Source organism: Orientia tsutsugamushi str. Boryong (assembly GCF_000063545.1).
GTDB classification, from domain to species: domain Bacteria; phylum Pseudomonadota; class Alphaproteobacteria; order Rickettsiales; family Rickettsiaceae; genus Orientia; species Orientia tsutsugamushi_C.
In genome coordinates this window covers 1,436,615-1,455,878 of the sequence record NC_009488.1, presented here as the reverse complement: position 1 = coordinate 1,455,878, position 19,264 = coordinate 1,436,615, and the positions used below count along the sequence as shown (strand labels likewise).

Below are 19,264 nucleotides of genomic sequence, written 5' to 3'. Positions count from 1 at the left end.
ACGATGATTATGATAGAAAGTAATCGTCAATATTTCTGTAAAATAAATGATGCATTGATATTTAGAAGACAAAACTTTGCCCTAATTGAGTAAATTATAATAAAGTAAAATTATGATAACCTTTCATTTATTCCTAAGAAGAATATACCAGCATTTTGGCAGAATATGTCAGATTGTCAAGTATTAACACACCCACTTCTTATTTTGTATATACTACATAAGATGTCATGTTAACAGCTAATAACTTGGTTATTAAGAAATAGCAAGCATAGGTAAAATTGTTTCGGAATGGTCTCGATTCTGAAATTGCAAATCATTGATAGATCGTTTTGAGGCCAAGTTTTTATTTTTATTAGTTGCATCCTTCCATTTTTCTAGTACTAATGCTGCAAACTCAGAATGAATTATCGATACATCTGCTTTACACTTATAGCCTATGCCATCAACTTGTATTGAATAATCTTTACCGTACAACTTATTATAATAATCTACTACCTCATTAACTTGTCTTTGTGTAACAATAGTTTGACGTAAAATAAACGGATTATTGCTCTGAAATAAGATAATAAATTCTTTTTTATTCACATATTCATTTGTATTAATAACATCCTCAAGGAATTCTATTGTTGCATCATGTACAGTACTTTCTGTAGTAGATCTATATGAATCTACACCAACCGTTTCATCAACTATAGTAATAACTTTAGAACTAAAAATAGTATCTATTAAATCACGCACCATCAAAGCTTCATTTAGTTTTATGCCTCCACTCTCTATATAATCTGGATATAGCCTATTGGGAAAACACCCAGTAGGACATTCACTTAAATTAGTATATTGAATAAAAGGAGATAATGAATTTAACTTTATGTGATATTTTTTAGCTAACCTGAGAATATATTCTTTGCCTTCATCAACACGTTTTATGTCTGAATTATCTATGTCTAACAGATCAAAATTTAAGTTTGTTTGATAAGCATGTATTAGTTTCTCCAAAACTGTAGGCACAACCCCATCAATATTAGCCCATAATTCGCGATTCCCTGTTAATACTGCTACATTACTATTGATTTTAATATTATACTTTGATATTGCATAGTAGTAGTCTATGATACGTGTTATCATATTGAAGCGAGATGCACCAGCAATCCAAGCTACATCATAATGCTTATATTTTGGAATTTCGCGGTCTATGAGTTGTAAAATTTCGGCTTCTTTCAAATACTCATCTTTATACTTTGCCATCCAATTCTGAGCAACTACTTCACTACGTTCTTGACCAAATGTCCTATTAAAAGCATTTTGAGATAAATAAAGAATTAAATCCATAATATCTTGTATACTTAACTCTGTGCCTTCTCCGAAATTTTTACGTAATATTTTAGTGTCAAACTTACTAGGATCATCTTGATTAGCTCCAGACGCTTTTACAACAGAATATATCTGCTTAAAAGTTGCCACAGGATCTTTGACTTTCAAAGCATTAATAGCTTGCCACAATTGTTCTGAATGAAAATAACCAGCTATTTGTAGTACATTCAACAGAGCTTCTTGATGTTCTGTTGCACTTACTGTTAAGTTTGACGTTTTGTAACCATTAAATCCTAGCCTACTTGCTGCTAATTCAAAATTAGATAATACCATAGACTTTTCTCCGCATCCATCAGCAGCAAAATTAACAGTTATTAAAGCTACTAATACTATAATAACAATAGTTATTTTCTTTTTCATAAAAATTAAATATTAAGCAATAGCCTTTCTGGTGATTCTATATAGCTTTTTACTTTAGTTAAAAATGTCACTGCCTCCTTACCATCAATAATTCTGTGATCATATGATAATACTATATACATCATTGGCCTAATTTGTATAGTGCCATTAATTACTACAGGCCTGTCCTGTATTTTATGCATTCCCATTATTGCAGATTGAGGCGGATTAATAATTGGGGTTGACAGCAATGAACCAAACACTCCTCCATTAGTAATAGAGAAAGTTCCTCCACTAAGTTCATTAATCGATAAATTTCCTTCTCTAGCTTTTTTACCTAACTGAGAAATTTCCATTTCTATCTCAGCAAAAGAAAGATGTTCAGCATTCCTTATTATTGGCACAACTAATCCGGAATTAGTACTTACTGCTACTCCTATATCGCAGTAATTGTGATATAGTATGTCATAACCATCAACTTGAGCATTAATTATTGGAAGCTCTTGCAAAGCTGCAGTTGCTGCTTTAACAAAAAATGACATAAAACCAAGTTTAATTTCATGTTTTTTTTCAAATTCTTCTTTATATTTTTTCCTTAATTCCGATACATTAAACATATCAACTTCATTAAAGGTAGATAGAATAGCAGCATTGTTTTGAGAATCTTTTAAGCGTTGAGCAATAGTACGTCTCAATCTAGTCATTTTCACTCGTTCTATTGTTCTACTAGCTTTTACATCAGTTAACACTGATGCTGTTTGCGTTGATGTCTCACGTATTAATGTTGATATCTGTAATTGCTGAGTTTGTATATCTTTTGTTGATGTTATATTGTTATTATTTAAGTTTGAATCTATAACATCAATAATATCACCTTTTGTAATTCTATTATTTTTTCCACTACCGCTAATATTCTCAGGATTAATTTTATGCTCTGCTACCATTTTAGCAACAGCAGGAGACAATTTATTAGCAGAAATAATATCTTCGCAGATTGATAGATTTATATCAATCTCACTACTTTTACTGCTATGAATTTCTTTCTGTAAAACATCTGATCTAATAACACAAATTACTTCTCCAACCTCAACATTATCGCCTTCGTTTTTTAAAATTTTAGTTATTTTTCCAGGTACATTAGCGTTAATATCTATTCCTACTTTGTCACTTTCTACCTCTACTATTTTCTCATCTAGCGCGACTATATCCCCTTCTTTTTTATGCCATTTAGATATTGTCCCAGTTGATACTGATTCTCCAAGTGATGGCAACACTATATTTGTTTCCTTATTTTTTTCTGTCATTATATTCTTTCTCCTATATCTATACTAAAAGCGCACTGTATTAATTCCTGCTGCTGCTTATTATGAAGATAACTATATCCTACTGCAGGAGCTGAAGCACTATCTCGACCAATATACTTTAATTTAATATGTTTTTTAGCTTTATCAATAATATCTTCTAAATAAGGCTTAATAAACGTCCAAGCTCCCATATTTTGCGGTTCTTCTTGACACCATATAATTTCGTCACATACTGAATATTTTGCCAAAATTGTAGATAATGACTCAGTTGGAAAAGGAAAATATTGTTCTATTCTAATAATTGCTACATTTGCAATTTTATTTTTATTTCTAAACTCATAAAGATCATAAAACAATTTACCACTACAGATAATTACTTTCTTGATTTTTCCTTGAATAGATGGATCAATCTCATCAATTATTGCCTGAAAATAGCTTTGAGGTCCTAAGTCAGTTAGACTTGATAACACCAACTTATGTCTTAATAATGATTTTGGTGACATAACTATTAAAGGTTTAAAAATTTTACCAATAATTTGCCTGCGCAATAAATGAAAAAATGATGCCGGAGTAGTTGGATATACTACTTGAATATTATTATTAACTGCTAGCTGTAAATATCTTTCAATTCTAGCTGAACTATGCTCTGGCCCCTGCCCTTCATATCCATGAGGCAATAACAAAACTATATTACTCTTCATTTGCCATTTTGTTTCAGCTGAGCTAATAAATTGGTCAAAGATTATTTGAGCTCCATTGGCAAAATCACCAAATTGCGCCTCCCATATCACTAACTGCCTAGAATTAACTAGTGAGTAACCATATTCAAACCCAAGTACTGCATATTCAGATAATGGACTATTAGCTACTTGAAAATATGCTTGATCTGGAGATAAATGATTAAGAGGAATATAATTACTCTGATCCAATTGACTATATAATACTGCATGTCTATGAGAAAAAGTTCCACGTATTGCATCCTGTCCAGTTAATCTTACTGGAGTTTTTTCAATCAATAAGCTAGCAAAAGCTAATTGCTCAGCTGTTGCCCAATCAACTTGTTCATTAATAGCTACCTTATTTAAACGGTCACTCAGTATTTTTTTTAATCGCGAATGAATAGCAAATTCAGGTGGAATAGTACATAATTTGTGATTAAGTGCTAATAAACTCTCTTTTTTTACTCCAGTTAGTATTTTTCCATATTCTTCTGAATTAATCTCAGCTGTCTTGTATGTATTGTTATTATCATTTAATGGTAAAGTTGGTTGATAAGTTTTTGCTATCTCAAACTGCTCATTCAAGAAATTTTTAAATTGATTTTTCATATCTTGATAATCAGATTCAAGTATGAATTTCTGATTAATCAGTTTTTGAGCATAGAGTTCTGTAACACTTACTTTATTTTTAATAACATTATACATTGAAGCTTGAGTAAACATTGGCTCATCGCCTTCATTATGACCATATTTACGATAACAAATTATATCTATAACAACATCTTTAGCGAATTTTTGCCTATATGCCATAGCAATTGCTGTTATTTTCAGTACTGATTCTGGATCATCTCCATTAACATGAAAAATAGGTGCTTTAATAGTTTTAGCAACTTCAGTGGTATATTGCCCTGGATAAATTTCATCAGTGTTAGCTGTAAACCCTATCTGATTATTAATGATATAGTGCAGTATACCACCAGCAGCATATGGTTTAAGTGCTGATAATAGCAAGCTTTCTGCTACAACCCCCTGCCCGCTAAAAGCAGCATCACCATGAATTAAAATTCCCATCACTTGCTTACGTTCAATATCTTCCAAATCATCTTGCTTTGCCCTAACTTTACCTGCAACTACTGAATTTACTGCTTCAAGATGAGAAGGATTAGGAGTTAATGATATTTTAATATTATTATTTTTACCAGTATATACGCCAGAATACCCCATATGATATTTAACATCACCTGAAATGTTTTTATCATTTATATGAACTTCATTCATAAATTCTGATATTATAGCATAATGCGGTTTCTTAGCTACCTCAGCTAAGGTAACTAACCTTCCCCTATGAGCCATACCAATTACTACTTCTTTTATACAATAATCAATAGCTTGTTCAATAGCATCAATAACCGCAGCTATTGACGCTTCAGCTCCTTGAATAGAAAAACGTTTTGCGCCTACAAATTTTGTATGCAAAAATTCTTCAAATCCTGTAATTGATATTAAGTTTTTTAGTAATAACTCTCTGTCGATATTATCATTTAAATTTAAAGATACTTGCTCTAATTGATCATATAACCAATCAATTTCATCACGATCTGTTAAATGATTAAACTCAACAGCAATATTACCGCAATAAATTTGTTCTAATTGACTAATTAATGTTCTTAAATTTGATACTTGAGCAAAATTGTTACATAGTGTAAAATGAAAGTTTTTATCAAGATCAAATTCTGATAATCCAAAATAGTTTAAACTAAGATGAGCTTGTTCCTTAGTTTTTTGCTCTTGCAAATTCAAAGGATCAAGTTTAGCGCATAAATGCCCATTAGATCGATAAACTTCAATTAATTGCTGAATTTGCAGCTGTTTCAAATTAATCAGCTGCTTATTACTATCAAGATCATCTAATTTGTTTGTGGTTGAAGATATAGCACTTCCTACACCATTATTAGATGCTAACTTAAACCTAAAATTGTTGTAATTAAGCTCAGATTTATTAGTAACAACAATAGGATGTTCACACTCATTACGACAATACTCTTGAAAAAAAGTAATCCAGCTGCTATCTATAGAAGCTGGATCTTTAAGATATTTTTGATGTAAATGCTCAATATACTCAGCATTTTGTCTAAATAAAAAACTTTGATTTACAGAATTACAGCTGCTCACATAGCCCTCTTTTAATCTACTTAATTTATTTTTACTTTGCTCACTTAATAGAATTCAAAAAATTTTGTTCAGCAAATTGCCAATTTGCTAAATGCTCTATAAACTGTTGTAAATATTTTGCCCTATTATTACGATAATCAATATAATAAGAATGTTCCCATACATCACAAGTTAATAACGGTATTTGATTATAAATTATTGGCAATTCAGCATTAGATGTGGTTATAATTTTTAGCTTACAATTTTCAGATATCAACCAGACCCAACCACTACCAAATTGCGCAAGTGCTAGCTCTTGAAATTGATTAGTAAAATTTTCATAGCTACCAAAATCCTGATTGATTTTTTGTAAAAAATTTCCTTCAGGTTTAGTTGCATTATTATTGCATATCGAATGCCAAAAAAAATTATGATTCCAAATTTGTGCTGCATTATTAAATATAGCTTTGCTTCCTTCGGAATTAAATGAAGTTAAGATAATATCTTCTAACGATTTTTGCTGTAATTCAGCTTTATGTTCAAGCAATCGATTTAAGTTATTAACATAAGCAGCATGGTGCTTACCATGATGGTAATCAAATGCTTCACTTGATATATATTGCTCCATTGAATTTTTAGAATATGGCAACTCCATTAATTTAAACGGATAACTTGTTTGATTAGCAGTTTTAGAAAAAGTCATATTACACAATACTCCATATATTATTTATGTGATATAATTAATATTATTATATCATCTTATTGCTATCAATATATCAATAAATTGTTATAAATTAAGTATCTATTTGATTGCTGATATTGTAACTGTTTCTATAGCCTCAGCTGCAGTTCGTTTAGAGCAATATCTATATGATTCAGGTTGAAAATTAGCTTTAAATATTGGTTCTAAAATAAGCTTTAGTGCTCCTTCTACCACTCTATCTTTGGTAGTTGGTATAGATAGATTTCTCATTTTATTTCCAGTATCTTTAGGGATTATCTTAACTCTTTTCCTTTGTAGATAATAGCTTTTGGCTTGCAATGCTGTTTATATATTTTCTAGAAATTGTTTCAACCACAGCTAACTCTATCATTTCAAAGATAACGCAATCTATTCTTAGCACTCCCTTATTATTCTTAGCAATCTTGTAGGCTTATCTAAGTGTTTCTATCTTATATAGATGTACATATAATCCACAAAATTGCAATTGCTTTTCAGCTTTAGCTTTGATATATATTTTCCTTCTCAGGTTTTGTAATTCTATAGACGTTTTTTTATCATTCTTCATTACCTCCATTGTTGTTGGAATAATGTTATCAGTATTGCGCCTTTACTCTACAGGCATTACTATGCTTCATTGCTAATACACGCTACTCCGTCATCCTCTCATTTTCAATTTATTTCATAGTTTACTAGTATAGAATCTACATTGCTCTAGAATCTTTCTTTCTGGAATGAGTAAAACTTCTCCAGTTACTTAATATATTCTTATTATCATGCTACCACTACCACTCAACCACAGTATTCAACTGTATCAGTTAGTTTTCAGTTAAGCATTCTGCTTTCGCTATACGGTCACTAGCTCAGCCTTTGGTGTTTATCACTTTCTGAGCTACCTATATGTTAGCTTTCACTGCGGCATGATAATTCGCTCTTATCTTTTCGATAAGTTTGTTGATAGGTTTCAACATCTCAATTTCTCTTTATGCTGCCTATCCTAGCTATAGATTTCTAACTCTTTATCTAGTAGGTTTGCCTCACACTGCACATATTAGCTCCTCTGGATATACAACTAGTATGTGATGCTTTGGCATCACATTACTCAAGCCTCTTTAAGCACAATTTTTGTTAAACATGTTTACACACTTTAGTCTTAGAATATGAATTTATAAAGCAATTAACTTCTACACTCCTTTTTCATTTGCTTTCAGTAGAGCAATATATCATTTATAGATTTATAGGACATGATTATTTTTCTATTTAACTATTGCTGTAATGCTTACTCTAACTATATATGCTCTATTTCTTATTTTATTAATATTATCTAATTGTGAAATAAAAAATAAATGTTAAATTAGAGTAAAAGTAGTAATTCAAGATTGTTTATGAGATAAATTAACTTCTATAATATTAAAAAATATAAGTAGCAATTTTTGCTAAAGTGTTTATGTAATATGTTTTAATATAAAATATGCCAGACCGTTAAGTATTGTGATGATTAATTAAAATTATGTATTTATTAGAAACAATAATTGTAATCTTGTTAGTTCTTTTTTCTTCAGTTTTATCAGCTATCGAAACAGCTGTGACTGCAACATCTATAGGTAAAGTACAGCAACTAAAATCTAAGGGTACTCTAAAAACAGATTTGCTGCTAAAATTAATGAAAAATAAGGAGCAAGTTATTAGTACGTTGCTGACTGCTAATAGTATTGTAAATACAGTTGCAACTACTGTTGGTACTAGTATTGCAATAGCAATTTATAAAGAATTAGGAACTATTATCTCATCGATTGTAATGTCAGGCATAATAATAGTATTTGCTGAAGTGGTACCAAAAGCAATCGCAGTTTCTAAAGCTGAAACAATAGCTTTATTAGCTGTTGATGTTATTCAAGTACTTTCAACAATTTTAGCTCCTGTAAGTTACTCTTTGTCTCGTATTATTAACTTTATTTGTTGGCTTTTTAATATTAACCTTGTTAGTAAGGTTTCTGGGACAGAGGAAATTAGAGGATTAATTGAACACCAACATCAAGAAGGTAATGTGTTTGATAAAATGGATCGAGATATGCTTGGTGGAGTATTAGATATTAAGGATATGGAAGTATCACAAATTATGGTACATAGAAGTAAAATGTGTACTATTAATTTTGATTTGCCAATAGAGGAATTTGTTGCTAAAGCAATTGCTCTACAGTACTCTAGAATACCTGTATGGAAGGAAAGTAGCGAAAATATTGTAGGTATATTATATGTTCGTGATTTAATAAAGGAATTGCATGCAAATAATTTTGATGTTCGAGATATCAAATTAAATGAGCTAATAGCCGATCCATGGTTTATTCCTGAAAATGCTTTGGTAACTAATCAACTAGGTAAGTTTAAGCAGAAATATAGTAATATAGCATTAGTAATTGATGAATATGGAGTCTTACAGGGAATGATTACTAGACAAGATATCTTAGAAGAAATTGTTGGTCCAGTTTTTGATAATACACCTAATAATATTATTAAAGTTAATAATTCAACTTATATTATTGATGGCAGTAGTTCAATTAGAGATGTGAATAGAGAGCTAAATTGGAATTTACCTGATGATGCAACCACTATTGCTGGATTAATAATTTATCATATTCAAAAAATTCCACAGCAAGGAGAGGTATATTATTTATTCGGTCTTAAAATACTAATTGATAAGATGCATGCTCATTATATTCAATTAGTTAAAGTAGAAATAGTGAATATCGATAATCAGGAATTACTTAATGTTGGCTAGTATTGGCTCTTATTTATTAATAATTGCAATGGTGCTTTATTCAATAAATTTAGGATACTTTTTTTTATGTAACAATATTAACTTATTAAAAATTATTCATATTGTAGCTAGTATAAATGTAGTTTTAGCATTTTGTATGCTAGTTGTTAGCTTTGTTATTTCTGACTTTACTGTTCAAAATGTATTATTAAACTCTAGTGTAATTACACCATTAATTTATAAAATCTCTGGATCTTGGGCAAGCCATGAAGGATCAATGTTATTATGGTCTTCATTCATGAGTATAGTTAGCGTTTACTCATTAATTACATGTAATTTTCAATTTCAGTGTAAAAAATTAATTATCGCTTGCCAAAGCTTTATCCTACTTGGATTTATTAGTTTAGTTTATTTTGCTTTTAATCCTTTAATAGGTAAATTACCTCGTCATGAGATTGGTTTAGGACTAAATCCTATACTACAGGATGTAGGATTAGTAGTTCATCCGCCAGTTCTTTTTTTTGCTTATGCTTGTTATTTAATACCATTTGTTTATAACTCTGTAGCTCTTTTATATAATGATCAAGCTTCAGTACTAATAGATAAGGCTATGGTATTTTCTAAAGTTGGATGGTTAGCTTTAACTATTAGCATTGCTTTAGGAAGCTGGTGGGCCTATCGAGAACTTGGTTGGGGCGGATATTGGTTCTTTGATCCAGTAGAAAACATTTCTTTGATGCCATGGTTATCAGCAACTATATACCATCACTCATCTTTATATACACGATTCAATAACACATTACTGCGATGTTCTATTTTATCAGCTATTATGACGTTTTTATTTTGCATATTAGGGACATTTTTAGTTAGGAGTGATATATTAACTTCTGTACATTCTTTTTCTTTGAATGGTTTAAGAACATATTTTGTATTGATTTTTCTTGTCATTTTATCTCTTGCTAGTTTAGTGTTATATACTTTACGAATTAGTAAATTTCCTAGTAAGGCAAAAGTTAATGTGCGAGAACTATTAATATTATTAGGTAATATTTTATGGTTATCAGCACTTATAGTAATTTTCATTGCTATTTTTTATCCAATATTTTATAAATTAATTTATGGTAGTAAAATATCAATTGGGTATAATTATTTTGTTAGTACTTTTATTCCAATTATACTACCAACAGCTTTATTAGCAGGTAGTATCTATAAGATAAAGCAAAAATCTAATTATTGTAGCGTTGTAATTACTCTCAGCATATCAGCAGTAATTATTTACTTTAGTTATAGAGATTTAAGTATTGGTAGTTTAGCAATAGTTTGTTCAGTATATCTTATTCAAGAGTCATTATATCACTTAATAAAGTCTTCTAATTGCTTTACAGTTAAAATACCTTATAAAGTATTAGTTGTTACTATTAGCCATTTAGGTTTTGGTATTCTTATGTTATCTATTAGCCTTAATGCAAAACTTCAGCATGATACTGATTTTATTGGTAAAATCGGTAGTACAATTCATAATAACGGGTTGCATATTACTCTAAGAAATACTAACTATGCTAAGGGCGCCAACTACTTTAGGCAAATAGCTGAATTTTGGATTGAAAATGATAAACAAGAAATATTTATACTTAAGCCTGAGAATAGATATTATTATGTTGAAGACGTTATAATACCTGAAAGTGATATATATAGTACTTTATTATATGATATATATGTAGTTCTCAGCAAAGTAGATGATGATGTAGTTTATGCTAAAATATATTATCGTCCGTTTATGTCTACGTTATGGATAGGTGCTGCTTTAATATCAATTGGAATGGTACTATCTATTATAGTTAGTACCAAAAAAGATACTAGCTATAAAGATACTAACTATGCTTTTAATAAATTATAAAAATTTCACTATATTACCAGAATTCGATATAATTAGGAAATCAGAGCTGATGTAAAGAACTAGAAAGATGATTTAACTTGGAAAAAAGAAACAAAAATTTTATTATGTTTAAAAACATAAGCAAGCAATGAGACAAGGCGTTAATTTAAAAATTCATAAAGCATCTATAGCAAGTATGATCAGTGCGGAAAAGATATTTTAACTGACCATTAATAGTTTCTATAATGTGCCTTTTGTTAAGATGAATTACTTTTTTCTTTCATGTTGGATCTAATTTTTGTGATTAGCTCTAAACCTTGATTAGTAAGTGATACAGCATTTTTCTAATAACCCACGATCAACAAATAGCTATCTTTTAAGTTTTCGTACTAAATATTTTACTACTGTTCCATCATCAACGTTACAAGGAATAAGAGCAAAGCTCACAATTTCTCCATCATGAACTATAGTCATTTACAATGAAGTTTGCGTATAAAATATCATGTTGGTAAATCTTATGATGCTATTGTCGCTTTTTCTATACTCAAACTTCATTGTAAATGACTATATATGCAGCTTACATTCAAAAACCATTCTGTAGATGTCTTGCTCATTCGCGCTATATTTTGAAATGTTTTGTACTTATATAGCAAAACTACTATAAAACAACTATAATAATAAGATGTAATGAAAAAGTAATTATAGTCATTTACAATGAGGTTTAAGCATAGAAAGAAGCAATAATAGATTCTAAGATTTAGCAAATTGAGTAATTTGATTTCTAATACACATCTTCATATTAGCCCAAAACTTTTCTCTTGGATTTAAATCTAGAGAATAAGGTAGCAGAAAAATAACTTTACAACTAACAGATTCTATTATATTAACTATTTTTTGCTTCTCTCTATGCTTATAGTCATTTACAATGAAGTTTGAGCATAGTATTCTGAAAAGAGAATGCCAAAATCATATGGCTAAGACTTTCGTGAGAAAGTAATAAAATGTGTTAATGAAGGAAAAAGTTGTAAAATGCTGCCTCAGTAAAATTTGATATAGCAGCAAACACAGTAAGAAATTGGTATAAAAGATATAAATCAGAAGGCCATTATAAAGAAAGAGATCGTCTTGGTAAAAAAGGAAAAATATATAAGATAGAATTTGAAAAATACATTTTTCTAAATTAAAATCTAACTCTAGCACAAACAGGAAAACATTTTGGAATTTCAATAAGAGTAGCAAGTTATTACATGAAAAAATTCGGCTATAGTTATAAAAAAACGTTTACCTACATGGAAGCAAAACCAGAAATAAGAGAAAAATATCAACAAGTAATAAGTTCTATACCTAAGGAAAACTTGGTATAGTCATTTATAATGAAGTTTGAGCATAGAAAAAGCAACAATAGCATCATAAAATTTACCAACATGATATTTTATACTCAAACTTCATTGTAAATGACTATATACATAGATGAAAGTGGCATTGAAATGTCTATATGCAAGGATAGAGTGTGGAGCAAAAAAGGAACTCATGTAAGCAGCAAAAAGAGTGGTAAATATTACGAGCTCACAAATATTATAGCTGGTTATGTTAATAATAAATCAATCGCACCTATGATATTTAATGGTGCATGTAATACAAGATTATTTGAAACTTGGGGGCAACAGGTATTAATTAATGAGTTAAAGCCTGCTCAGTTTGTAGTAATGGATAATGCTGCTTTTCATAAGTCTAAAAAAACTAAAGAGTTAATAGAATCTGTTGGTTGTAAAGTTATTTTTCTTCCACCTTATTCTCCAGATTTAAATCCGATAGAAAAGTTTTTGGCTAATATGAAGCGGTGGATTAGACATCAAATTACTCAATTTGCTAAATCTAAGGATGTAGTATTGTTAATTTCAGTTACTATACCTAATTTAAATGCAAATATCGATGATATGATTCGCAGACGAGATGCTTTAAAAGATACGTTTAGGTCCATTGGATTAAGCACTGACAATGTGAATGCACAGCAATTATTAAAGTTTCTGAGAGTAATATTTGGCTGGCCTGAAGAAGAACATTCGAATATTAATGAGTATGAAATATTGTCTGAACAAATTCTAAGTGGAGATTTTTCGTTATTTGAGAATGATGATTGTGTAAATGTAAATAATGATCAAATATTTATCAGCCTAGAAGCTCGAAAAAGGCCTGCAGAGTGCAAATTATCTGCCATGGATCTGTTTTTAGGCAATGAAATGCGTCGTGATGAATATATAAAATCAAATTTCCTGATTCATTTTGGTTTACAAATGTTGCCAAATCAAGCAATGGAAAGAACTGCAGCCATAACTAAAAGAGAGGCGCTAGAAAGAAATATTAATGCAGGAATGGGTAAATTTTTTTCATGATATACAGCAAGAAGCAGAAGATTTAGCTGATGTAGTAGCTGCTTTACAGAGTGGTGATAGAGTAGTTAATATTCACTTCAATGTTATTATGTTTGATAAAACAAAAAAGGCTAAGCAATCTGCATCAGCTTTTTGTTCGATGTTAAGACGCAGTGGATGGTATTTTGTTCCATGCAAATATGATCATGTAGCCGTGTTGCTAGCAGCGCTGCCAATGCAATTGGTTGAACAAGGTCAAAGAGGTGTATTGGGTCAAAAAACATCAGGAGTTGGAGTAGCCCTTTCTAGCTTAGGTAGAGGCATAAAAACTGTTTCCGTAGAGAGCAAAGTATTATTACCAATAATTGGTGAATGGAAAGGTGATTTAAGCTCTCCAGGTATGTTGTTAGCTGGCAGACGAGGCCAAATAATGTATTGGTCTCCTTTTGGTGGAGCTTTATTACCTGCATTAAATAAGCATGGAGCAGCTCCAAATGAGAACTTTAACCTTTGTATAGCTGGAGTTCCAGGGTTTGGAAAATCTGTTTTTATGCAAGAACTAATGCTATCAGTTTTAGGAGTTGGTGGTAAAGTTTTTGTTCTTGATTACGGAAGATTATTTAAGCGTACATGCTTGATTCTAGGTGGCAGCTACATAGAATTTGACATGAAAAATCCTGTATCAATTAATCCATTTTCCGAAGTACCAGAAGATGATAGTGCAAAGTCTATAGAAGCTAGATCGGATTTTTATCTAACTTTCCATCTATTTTAGCTACTATGGCTGCTCCACAGTATGGAACAAGCGATTTACAACAACCAATGCTTACAGAGAGCTTTGATATCAGTCTGGCAAAAAAGTGGCTCTAAGGCTGAAATAACCGATATTGCAGACTGGTTATCGAATAGAGAAGAATCATATGCTAAAGAACTTGGAAATATGCTTTTTCCTTTTACTAAGGATGGTCAACATGGAAGATTTTTTAGCGGTAAAGCTAAGTTATCATTGAACTCTGATATCGTAGTAATTGAAACTGATCATTTAAGGTCTGTACCAGAGCTGCTAGCAGTGATAGTTCAAATCATGATTGTTCATATTAATCAAACAATGGTCAAGGGAGATAGAAGTAGACCATTTTTAATTATGATAGATGAAGCCTGGAAGCTATTAGCTGGAAAGCGTTCAGGAGAGTTTATTGAAGAAGCTGGCAGAATAGCTCGAAAATATAATGGATCGATTGCTTTAGCTACTCAGCAACTCACGGATTACTTTCGTCAAGAGGGCTCTGCGTCTGAAAAGGCCTTTGAGAACTCATCGCATAAGATAATTTTGAAGCAAAATTCGGAATCCTTTAAGGCGATGCGAGCTAATCCAAAGCTTGCAGGCTTTGTTGATGAAGATTGGAAGCTGAATTTACTGCAATCTGTACATTCAAATCCTCCATATTATAGCGAAGTAGCAATTTATAGCCCTAATGTCTCTGGTGTGATAGGCAGATTAATGATTGATCCATTTACTCTACTGTTAACCTCAACGAATGCTAGAGATTATCAGGCTATAGAAGATCATATGGCTAAGGGTATGAATGTCAGTGAGGCAATTAATTATGTGATAAGAGAGCGAGAAATAATTCCATGAAGCACCAGGTAATGATGAGTATAGGCGCATTCTTTGCTTTATTTGCTGTTGCTTATCAGGTAAGTGATACAATGGCTAATTCATTAAATGCTGATATAGGTGTTGAGATTAAGGATTATGGTACTAGAGGGCATGTTTTTCCAATCATTGAGGAATCATTACTGGAGGTGATTATGGCTAAACTTAATGCTGCATCAAAAAGTGGATTGTTGAACCAAATGCAGCTGGAATTTCAGGAAAAAATTAGGCAAAAAATCATGAGACCAGTTCCAGTAAAAAATTTGAGTAAAGCTACTGAAAATAAAACGCGAATATATGATTCTACCTATGTTCAAAAGGATGACATTAAGACAAAAAATGGTATAATAATAGTAAGGAGAGGAACTAAAATAAATCCTTTAGAGATGATAAATTGGGGTGAACCACTAATATTAATTGATGGAGATGATGAAGATCAGGTCGCTTGGGTAAAATCAAGACCAGGAAAGATAGTGTTAGTTAATGGAAATCCTATTGAACTGAGCAATCTATTAGGCCGACACATATTTTTTGATCAATTTGGTATGTTGATTAGAAAATTTAAAATACAAGCTGTGCCAGCCATAATAGAGCAAGAAAATAACGTGCTTAAAATTAGCGAAGTAAGCACCTATTAAAACCATATGACGTACGATGGAAGTACGCTGTAAATAGTATAACTCAATATACTAGTCGATTCAACTTAAAAGAAGGTTTTATATGAAAAGTTGGAAATTACAGCAATTAGAACAAGATCTAGTCAAAATATTCAATTATACGCTTATAAGTGGTGAAATACAGGAGATAGTAAATTCGAGTGGTGAAACTGCATATTTAGTGCCAGGTGTAAAAGATATAGAAAATACTGCTAGCAAATTTCGAAAATATAAAAAAAGGAAGTATACATAATCAAGAAAAGCTGGTAAGTGAAGGAACTGGTAATTTTGTTAGCGATAGTAATGTCTATAACAGCTAATAACTGTTATGCAGCTGCTGGATGTGTTGGAAGATTTGTAAATCCTATAACAGATGTATGTTGGAAGTTCTTGTTTCCAATTACTATAGCTGGATTTAAGGTAGTTAGCAGTTCAATGCCTGATACTAATGCTTCTGGTAGACTTATATGTCTTTGTCCTAAGCCAGGGATTCCAATACCTGTACCTGGTATATTCCGGTAGGATTTTGGGAGCCAGTACGCCTTGTAGATGTTACAAAGTCGCCAATGTGTATGGTAAGTCTTGGAGGTTTGTCATTTGGAAGTGCTACTCAAAAAGGCATGAAAGATGATGCTGAAGGAAGTGCTTTTTATCACATTCATTGGTATGTCTATCCTGTGATTTATTGGCTGGAAATTTTGCTTGATTTTATTTGTCTGGAAATGGCTGCAGTCGATATAGCATATTTAACAGAGTTTGATCCATTATGGAGTGATGACGCTAAATCTGCGATTTTAAATCCAGAAACGCTGTTGTTTCAAAATGTAGCTGCTTATCAAGCATGTATAGCTGATTGCATGAGTTGTGGCGCTGGTTTATTAGCAAGTGATTATGCTTTTTGGTGTGCTGAATGTCAAGGAATGCTTTACCCTTTTACTGGAACAGCTGCGGCGCATAATGGTGGAGTTGGAACATCTGTATTAATGGTAAGTAAGTTTATGGCTAGAATGCATAGGCAACTGATGTTATGGGGATATTATGGTTATAAAGGCTTATGTGGCAAGTATCCCATGCCTATTATGAAGAAAAGTCAGTATCGACTACAAATGACTTATCCGATTCCAGAAACCAGATCCTGCAAGAGCATAGGCCAAACAGAAGCTACATGGCAGGCTGGAAGAGAATTTCCAGTTAATGGTGAAGATTTTGGTTACTTGATTTGGCGAAAAAGAGATTGTTGTTTGCTTTGATAAGGGTTAGAGAGGAATATGGTTATACGAGTAATGATGTTGATGGTTTTATTATTTGTTAATAATGCTAATGCTTTTTTTTGGGCCAGCAAAAAACTTTTATTTTTGTCTCATTTTCAATGAGTGATGAGGCTTTAAAAAGCTATTTTGCTGAATCTCAAAAGGCTGGAGCTCAATTGATTATGCGTGGGTTAATTAATAACTCATTTACACAAACAAAGAATAAAACTATGGAGCTTGGTATTAGCTTCGATATAGATCCTAGCTTGTTTGAACAATATAAAATTGATGTTGTTCCTGTGATAGTAATAGATGATGAAAAAAGAGGATTAACCAAGAAATTAACTGGCCATATTCCTTTAGCAATAGCATTAGAAATTATGAATGAGAATACTCAATGAGATTATTATCTATATTAACTTTTTGATAGTGCTCAATATTAGCTGTTGTTTAGCTTCAATGCAAAGCAGTTATAATGAAGCTAGCAACTATAATGTAAATCTTGGAAATTCTTCAAATACACAAGAATTATTTCATCAAGGTAGTAATGTCAATTATCCTAACAATGATGAGGATTTAACCTACCATGGCCGTAATCAGCTTGGTACAGAAAGTGGGGCAATGTTATTTCAAGCTGAAAACAGTAAAAACAATGCCTTAACTCAACATAATATCAACGATCAAAATTATATGATAGCTAATTCAATGAGAATTGAATCTGATCCTTTAAGTGCCCTTGATAGCAGTAACTTCGTAACTCAAACAAGTAAAACTAATACTGAAATTATTCAAAGTTGTAATGAAGGTAGTAATTTTAACATTGAACTTATTCGAGAATTAAATGTTGAGTGCAGATTAGAGAATGTATGGCTTTCTTGGCAAAACCGGCAAATGGAATTTGCAACAGAAGAAATAAAGGAGAATCATAGTAATTGGCTTAAGAGTCGTAGCGATGTCTATGATGATGAATTAGGTGCACAAATATACTGCCTAGTAGATGATCCCGAAGCAATTGTAAAACAAATGAAATGGGCTATTGCTAATAGGCTTGGTGTATCTATACACCATATTGGTAGAAATTTTTTATTAGAAGTAAATGAAAAAATATGTATACTTCACTATGACTACAGAGATAAGACTCAAGAACTAAGGAAAGTAGCAGAATATTGGCAAGTTTTAAACCCTGAACTTGAGCAATTAACTGAGAGTAATGAATGCTATGAGGTCAATAGAATCAACTATGATGGTGGTGATAGAGTATTTTTTGACAAGTTTAAAGTCAATCGTCCATATTGGAAACAAAAGATTCTTTTTTCTTGTACTAGCGATCCAAAAGATGGCTGCAAACACCTTAAAATTCAGAATTGTGAATTAAAAAACAGCACTTGCCAAAAATCAGTAGCAAATATTTGTTTACTATGGCAGCACGATTATAGCTGTTCAACTGAGAAGCAAACAATGCTACACTCATCGTTGCATAATAACTCAATCTTTTGTTTAGGAGGTAATTGCAACACTCCAACTATTATACCAAATAGAGATATAGCTAAAGTAGCTCATCTAGCGATGCTAAATCAGATGAGCAAGGACATTAAAACAAATCCCGTTTCTGTATTTTCAGGTAAACATCGAAAATGCAAAAAAGATGTATTTAGTTTTTTGAATTGCTGCTCTTCAATGACTGGCTGGGGGCGTGATATAGGCTTATCGCAATGTAAGTCTAAGGAACAAGAATTAGCTTTATATAGGAAAAAAGGTTACTGCTACTATATTGGAACCTACTGTTCTTCAAGAATTCCGATATTAGGTATTTGCTTAGCTAGAAAGTCTACTTATTGCTGCTTTCAGTCGAAACTTGCAAGAATTTTTCAGGAAGAAGCAAGAAAACAGCTAAAAATGAACTTTGGTACACCTGAATGTCCAAAGTGTAGAGGCCTTACAGTTGAGGAATTACAAAAAGTTGATTTCACTAAAATCAATATGGATGAACTATTTGGTGATATACTCACTAAGGCTCAAAGCAGCATGAACAAAGACATTATTGCAGGAATCAAAGATAAAGTTCATCGTATGCAACAAAGTTAGTCTAA

Annotated in this window: 11 protein-coding genes and 3 pseudogenes; 9 read left to right on the top strand and 5 right to left on the bottom strand. The window is 31.4% G+C overall.

Annotated features, from left to right (window positions below; genetic code table 11):
- Positions 1 to 252: 252 nt before the first annotated feature.
- From OTBS_RS06945 to OTBS_RS10515, 5 genes are all read right to left on the bottom strand, one after another.
- Positions 253 to 1,731, bottom strand: a complete 1,479-nt coding sequence (locus OTBS_RS06945; protein WP_011944913.1) for a hypothetical protein — start codon at positions 1,729 to 1,731, stop codon at positions 253 to 255.
- A gap of 5 nt (positions 1,732 to 1,736) precedes the next feature.
- Positions 1,737 to 3,014, bottom strand: coding sequence for a 2-oxoglutarate dehydrogenase complex dihydrolipoyllysine-residue succinyltransferase (gene odhB / locus OTBS_RS06940; RefSeq protein WP_011944912.1), 1,278 nt, complete (start codon positions 3,012 to 3,014; stop codon positions 1,737 to 1,739).
- On the bottom strand, positions 3,014 to 5,905 hold the full coding sequence (locus tag OTBS_RS06935; protein ID WP_011944911.1) for a 2-oxoglutarate dehydrogenase E1 component: 2,892 nt from the start codon (positions 5,903 to 5,905) through the stop codon (positions 3,014 to 3,016). Before OTBS_RS06935 ends, odhB begins: the two co-directional genes overlap by 1 nt.
- Positions 5,906 to 5,945: 40 nt before the next feature.
- Positions 5,946 to 6,587: a superoxide dismutase gene (locus OTBS_RS06930; protein ID WP_011944910.1), complete on the bottom strand. Its 642-nt coding sequence runs from the start codon at positions 6,585 to 6,587 to the stop codon at positions 5,946 to 5,948.
- Positions 6,588 to 6,686: 99 nt separating this feature from the next.
- Complete coding sequence (locus OTBS_RS10515) at positions 6,687 to 6,857, bottom strand: hypothetical protein (protein ID WP_157866413.1); 171 nt, start codon at positions 6,855 to 6,857, stop codon at positions 6,687 to 6,689.
- A gap of 1,258 nt (positions 6,858 to 8,115) precedes the next feature.
- On the opposite strand from OTBS_RS10515, the gene OTBS_RS06920 reads away from it, so the two are divergent.
- The 9 genes and pseudogenes from OTBS_RS06920 to traN all read left to right on the top strand — a co-directional run bounded on the left by OTBS_RS06920 (position 8,116) and on the right by traN (position 19,259).
- The gene (locus tag OTBS_RS06920; protein WP_011944909.1) at positions 8,116 to 9,384 is read left to right on the top strand and encodes an HlyC/CorC family transporter; all 1,269 of its coding nucleotides are present in this window, start codon (positions 8,116 to 8,118) and stop codon (positions 9,382 to 9,384) included.
- A 136-nt stretch (positions 9,385 to 9,520) separates the two neighbouring features.
- Positions 9,521 to 11,260 carry a heme lyase CcmF/NrfE family subunit gene (locus OTBS_RS06915; protein WP_232488964.1) on the top strand — a complete coding sequence of 580 codons (1,740 nt, stop codon included), beginning with the start codon at positions 9,521 to 9,523 and terminating at the stop codon, positions 11,258 to 11,260.
- A 1,433-nt stretch (positions 11,261 to 12,693) separates the two neighbouring features.
- Positions 12,694 to 13,089: pseudogene (locus OTBS_RS16825) on the top strand (IS630 family transposase); the annotation flags it as partial.
- A gap of 24 nt (positions 13,090 to 13,113) precedes the next feature.
- Positions 13,114 to 15,250, top strand: a pseudogene (locus OTBS_RS15565) (ATP-binding protein); the annotation flags it as partial.
- Positions 15,247 to 15,906, top strand: coding sequence for a type-F conjugative transfer system protein TraW (gene traW / locus OTBS_RS06900; RefSeq protein ID WP_011944619.1), 660 nt, complete (start codon positions 15,247 to 15,249; stop codon positions 15,904 to 15,906). The pseudogene OTBS_RS15565 and the gene traW, both read left to right, overlap by 4 nt.
- Before the next feature lie 82 nt (positions 15,907 to 15,988).
- Positions 15,989 to 16,177: a hypothetical protein gene (locus OTBS_RS06895; RefSeq protein WP_011944620.1), complete on the top strand. Its 189-nt coding sequence runs from the start codon at positions 15,989 to 15,991 to the stop codon at positions 16,175 to 16,177.
- Positions 16,178 to 16,227: 50 nt separating this feature from the next.
- Positions 16,228 to 17,174, top strand: a pseudogene (gene traU, locus OTBS_RS06890) (conjugal transfer pilus assembly protein TraU).
- Positions 17,175 to 17,254: 80 nt separating this feature from the next.
- Positions 17,255 to 17,575: a type-F conjugative transfer system pilin assembly protein TrbC gene (trbC, locus tag OTBS_RS06885; protein WP_011944350.1), complete on the top strand. Its 321-nt coding sequence runs from the start codon at positions 17,255 to 17,257 to the stop codon at positions 17,573 to 17,575.
- A 58-nt stretch (positions 17,576 to 17,633) separates the two neighbouring features.
- Entirely contained in the window at positions 17,634 to 19,259 is a 1,626-nt protein-coding gene (gene traN, locus OTBS_RS06880) for a conjugal transfer protein TraN (RefSeq protein ID WP_232488951.1), read from the top strand.
- The last annotated feature ends 5 nt before the right edge of the window (positions 19,260 to 19,264 follow it).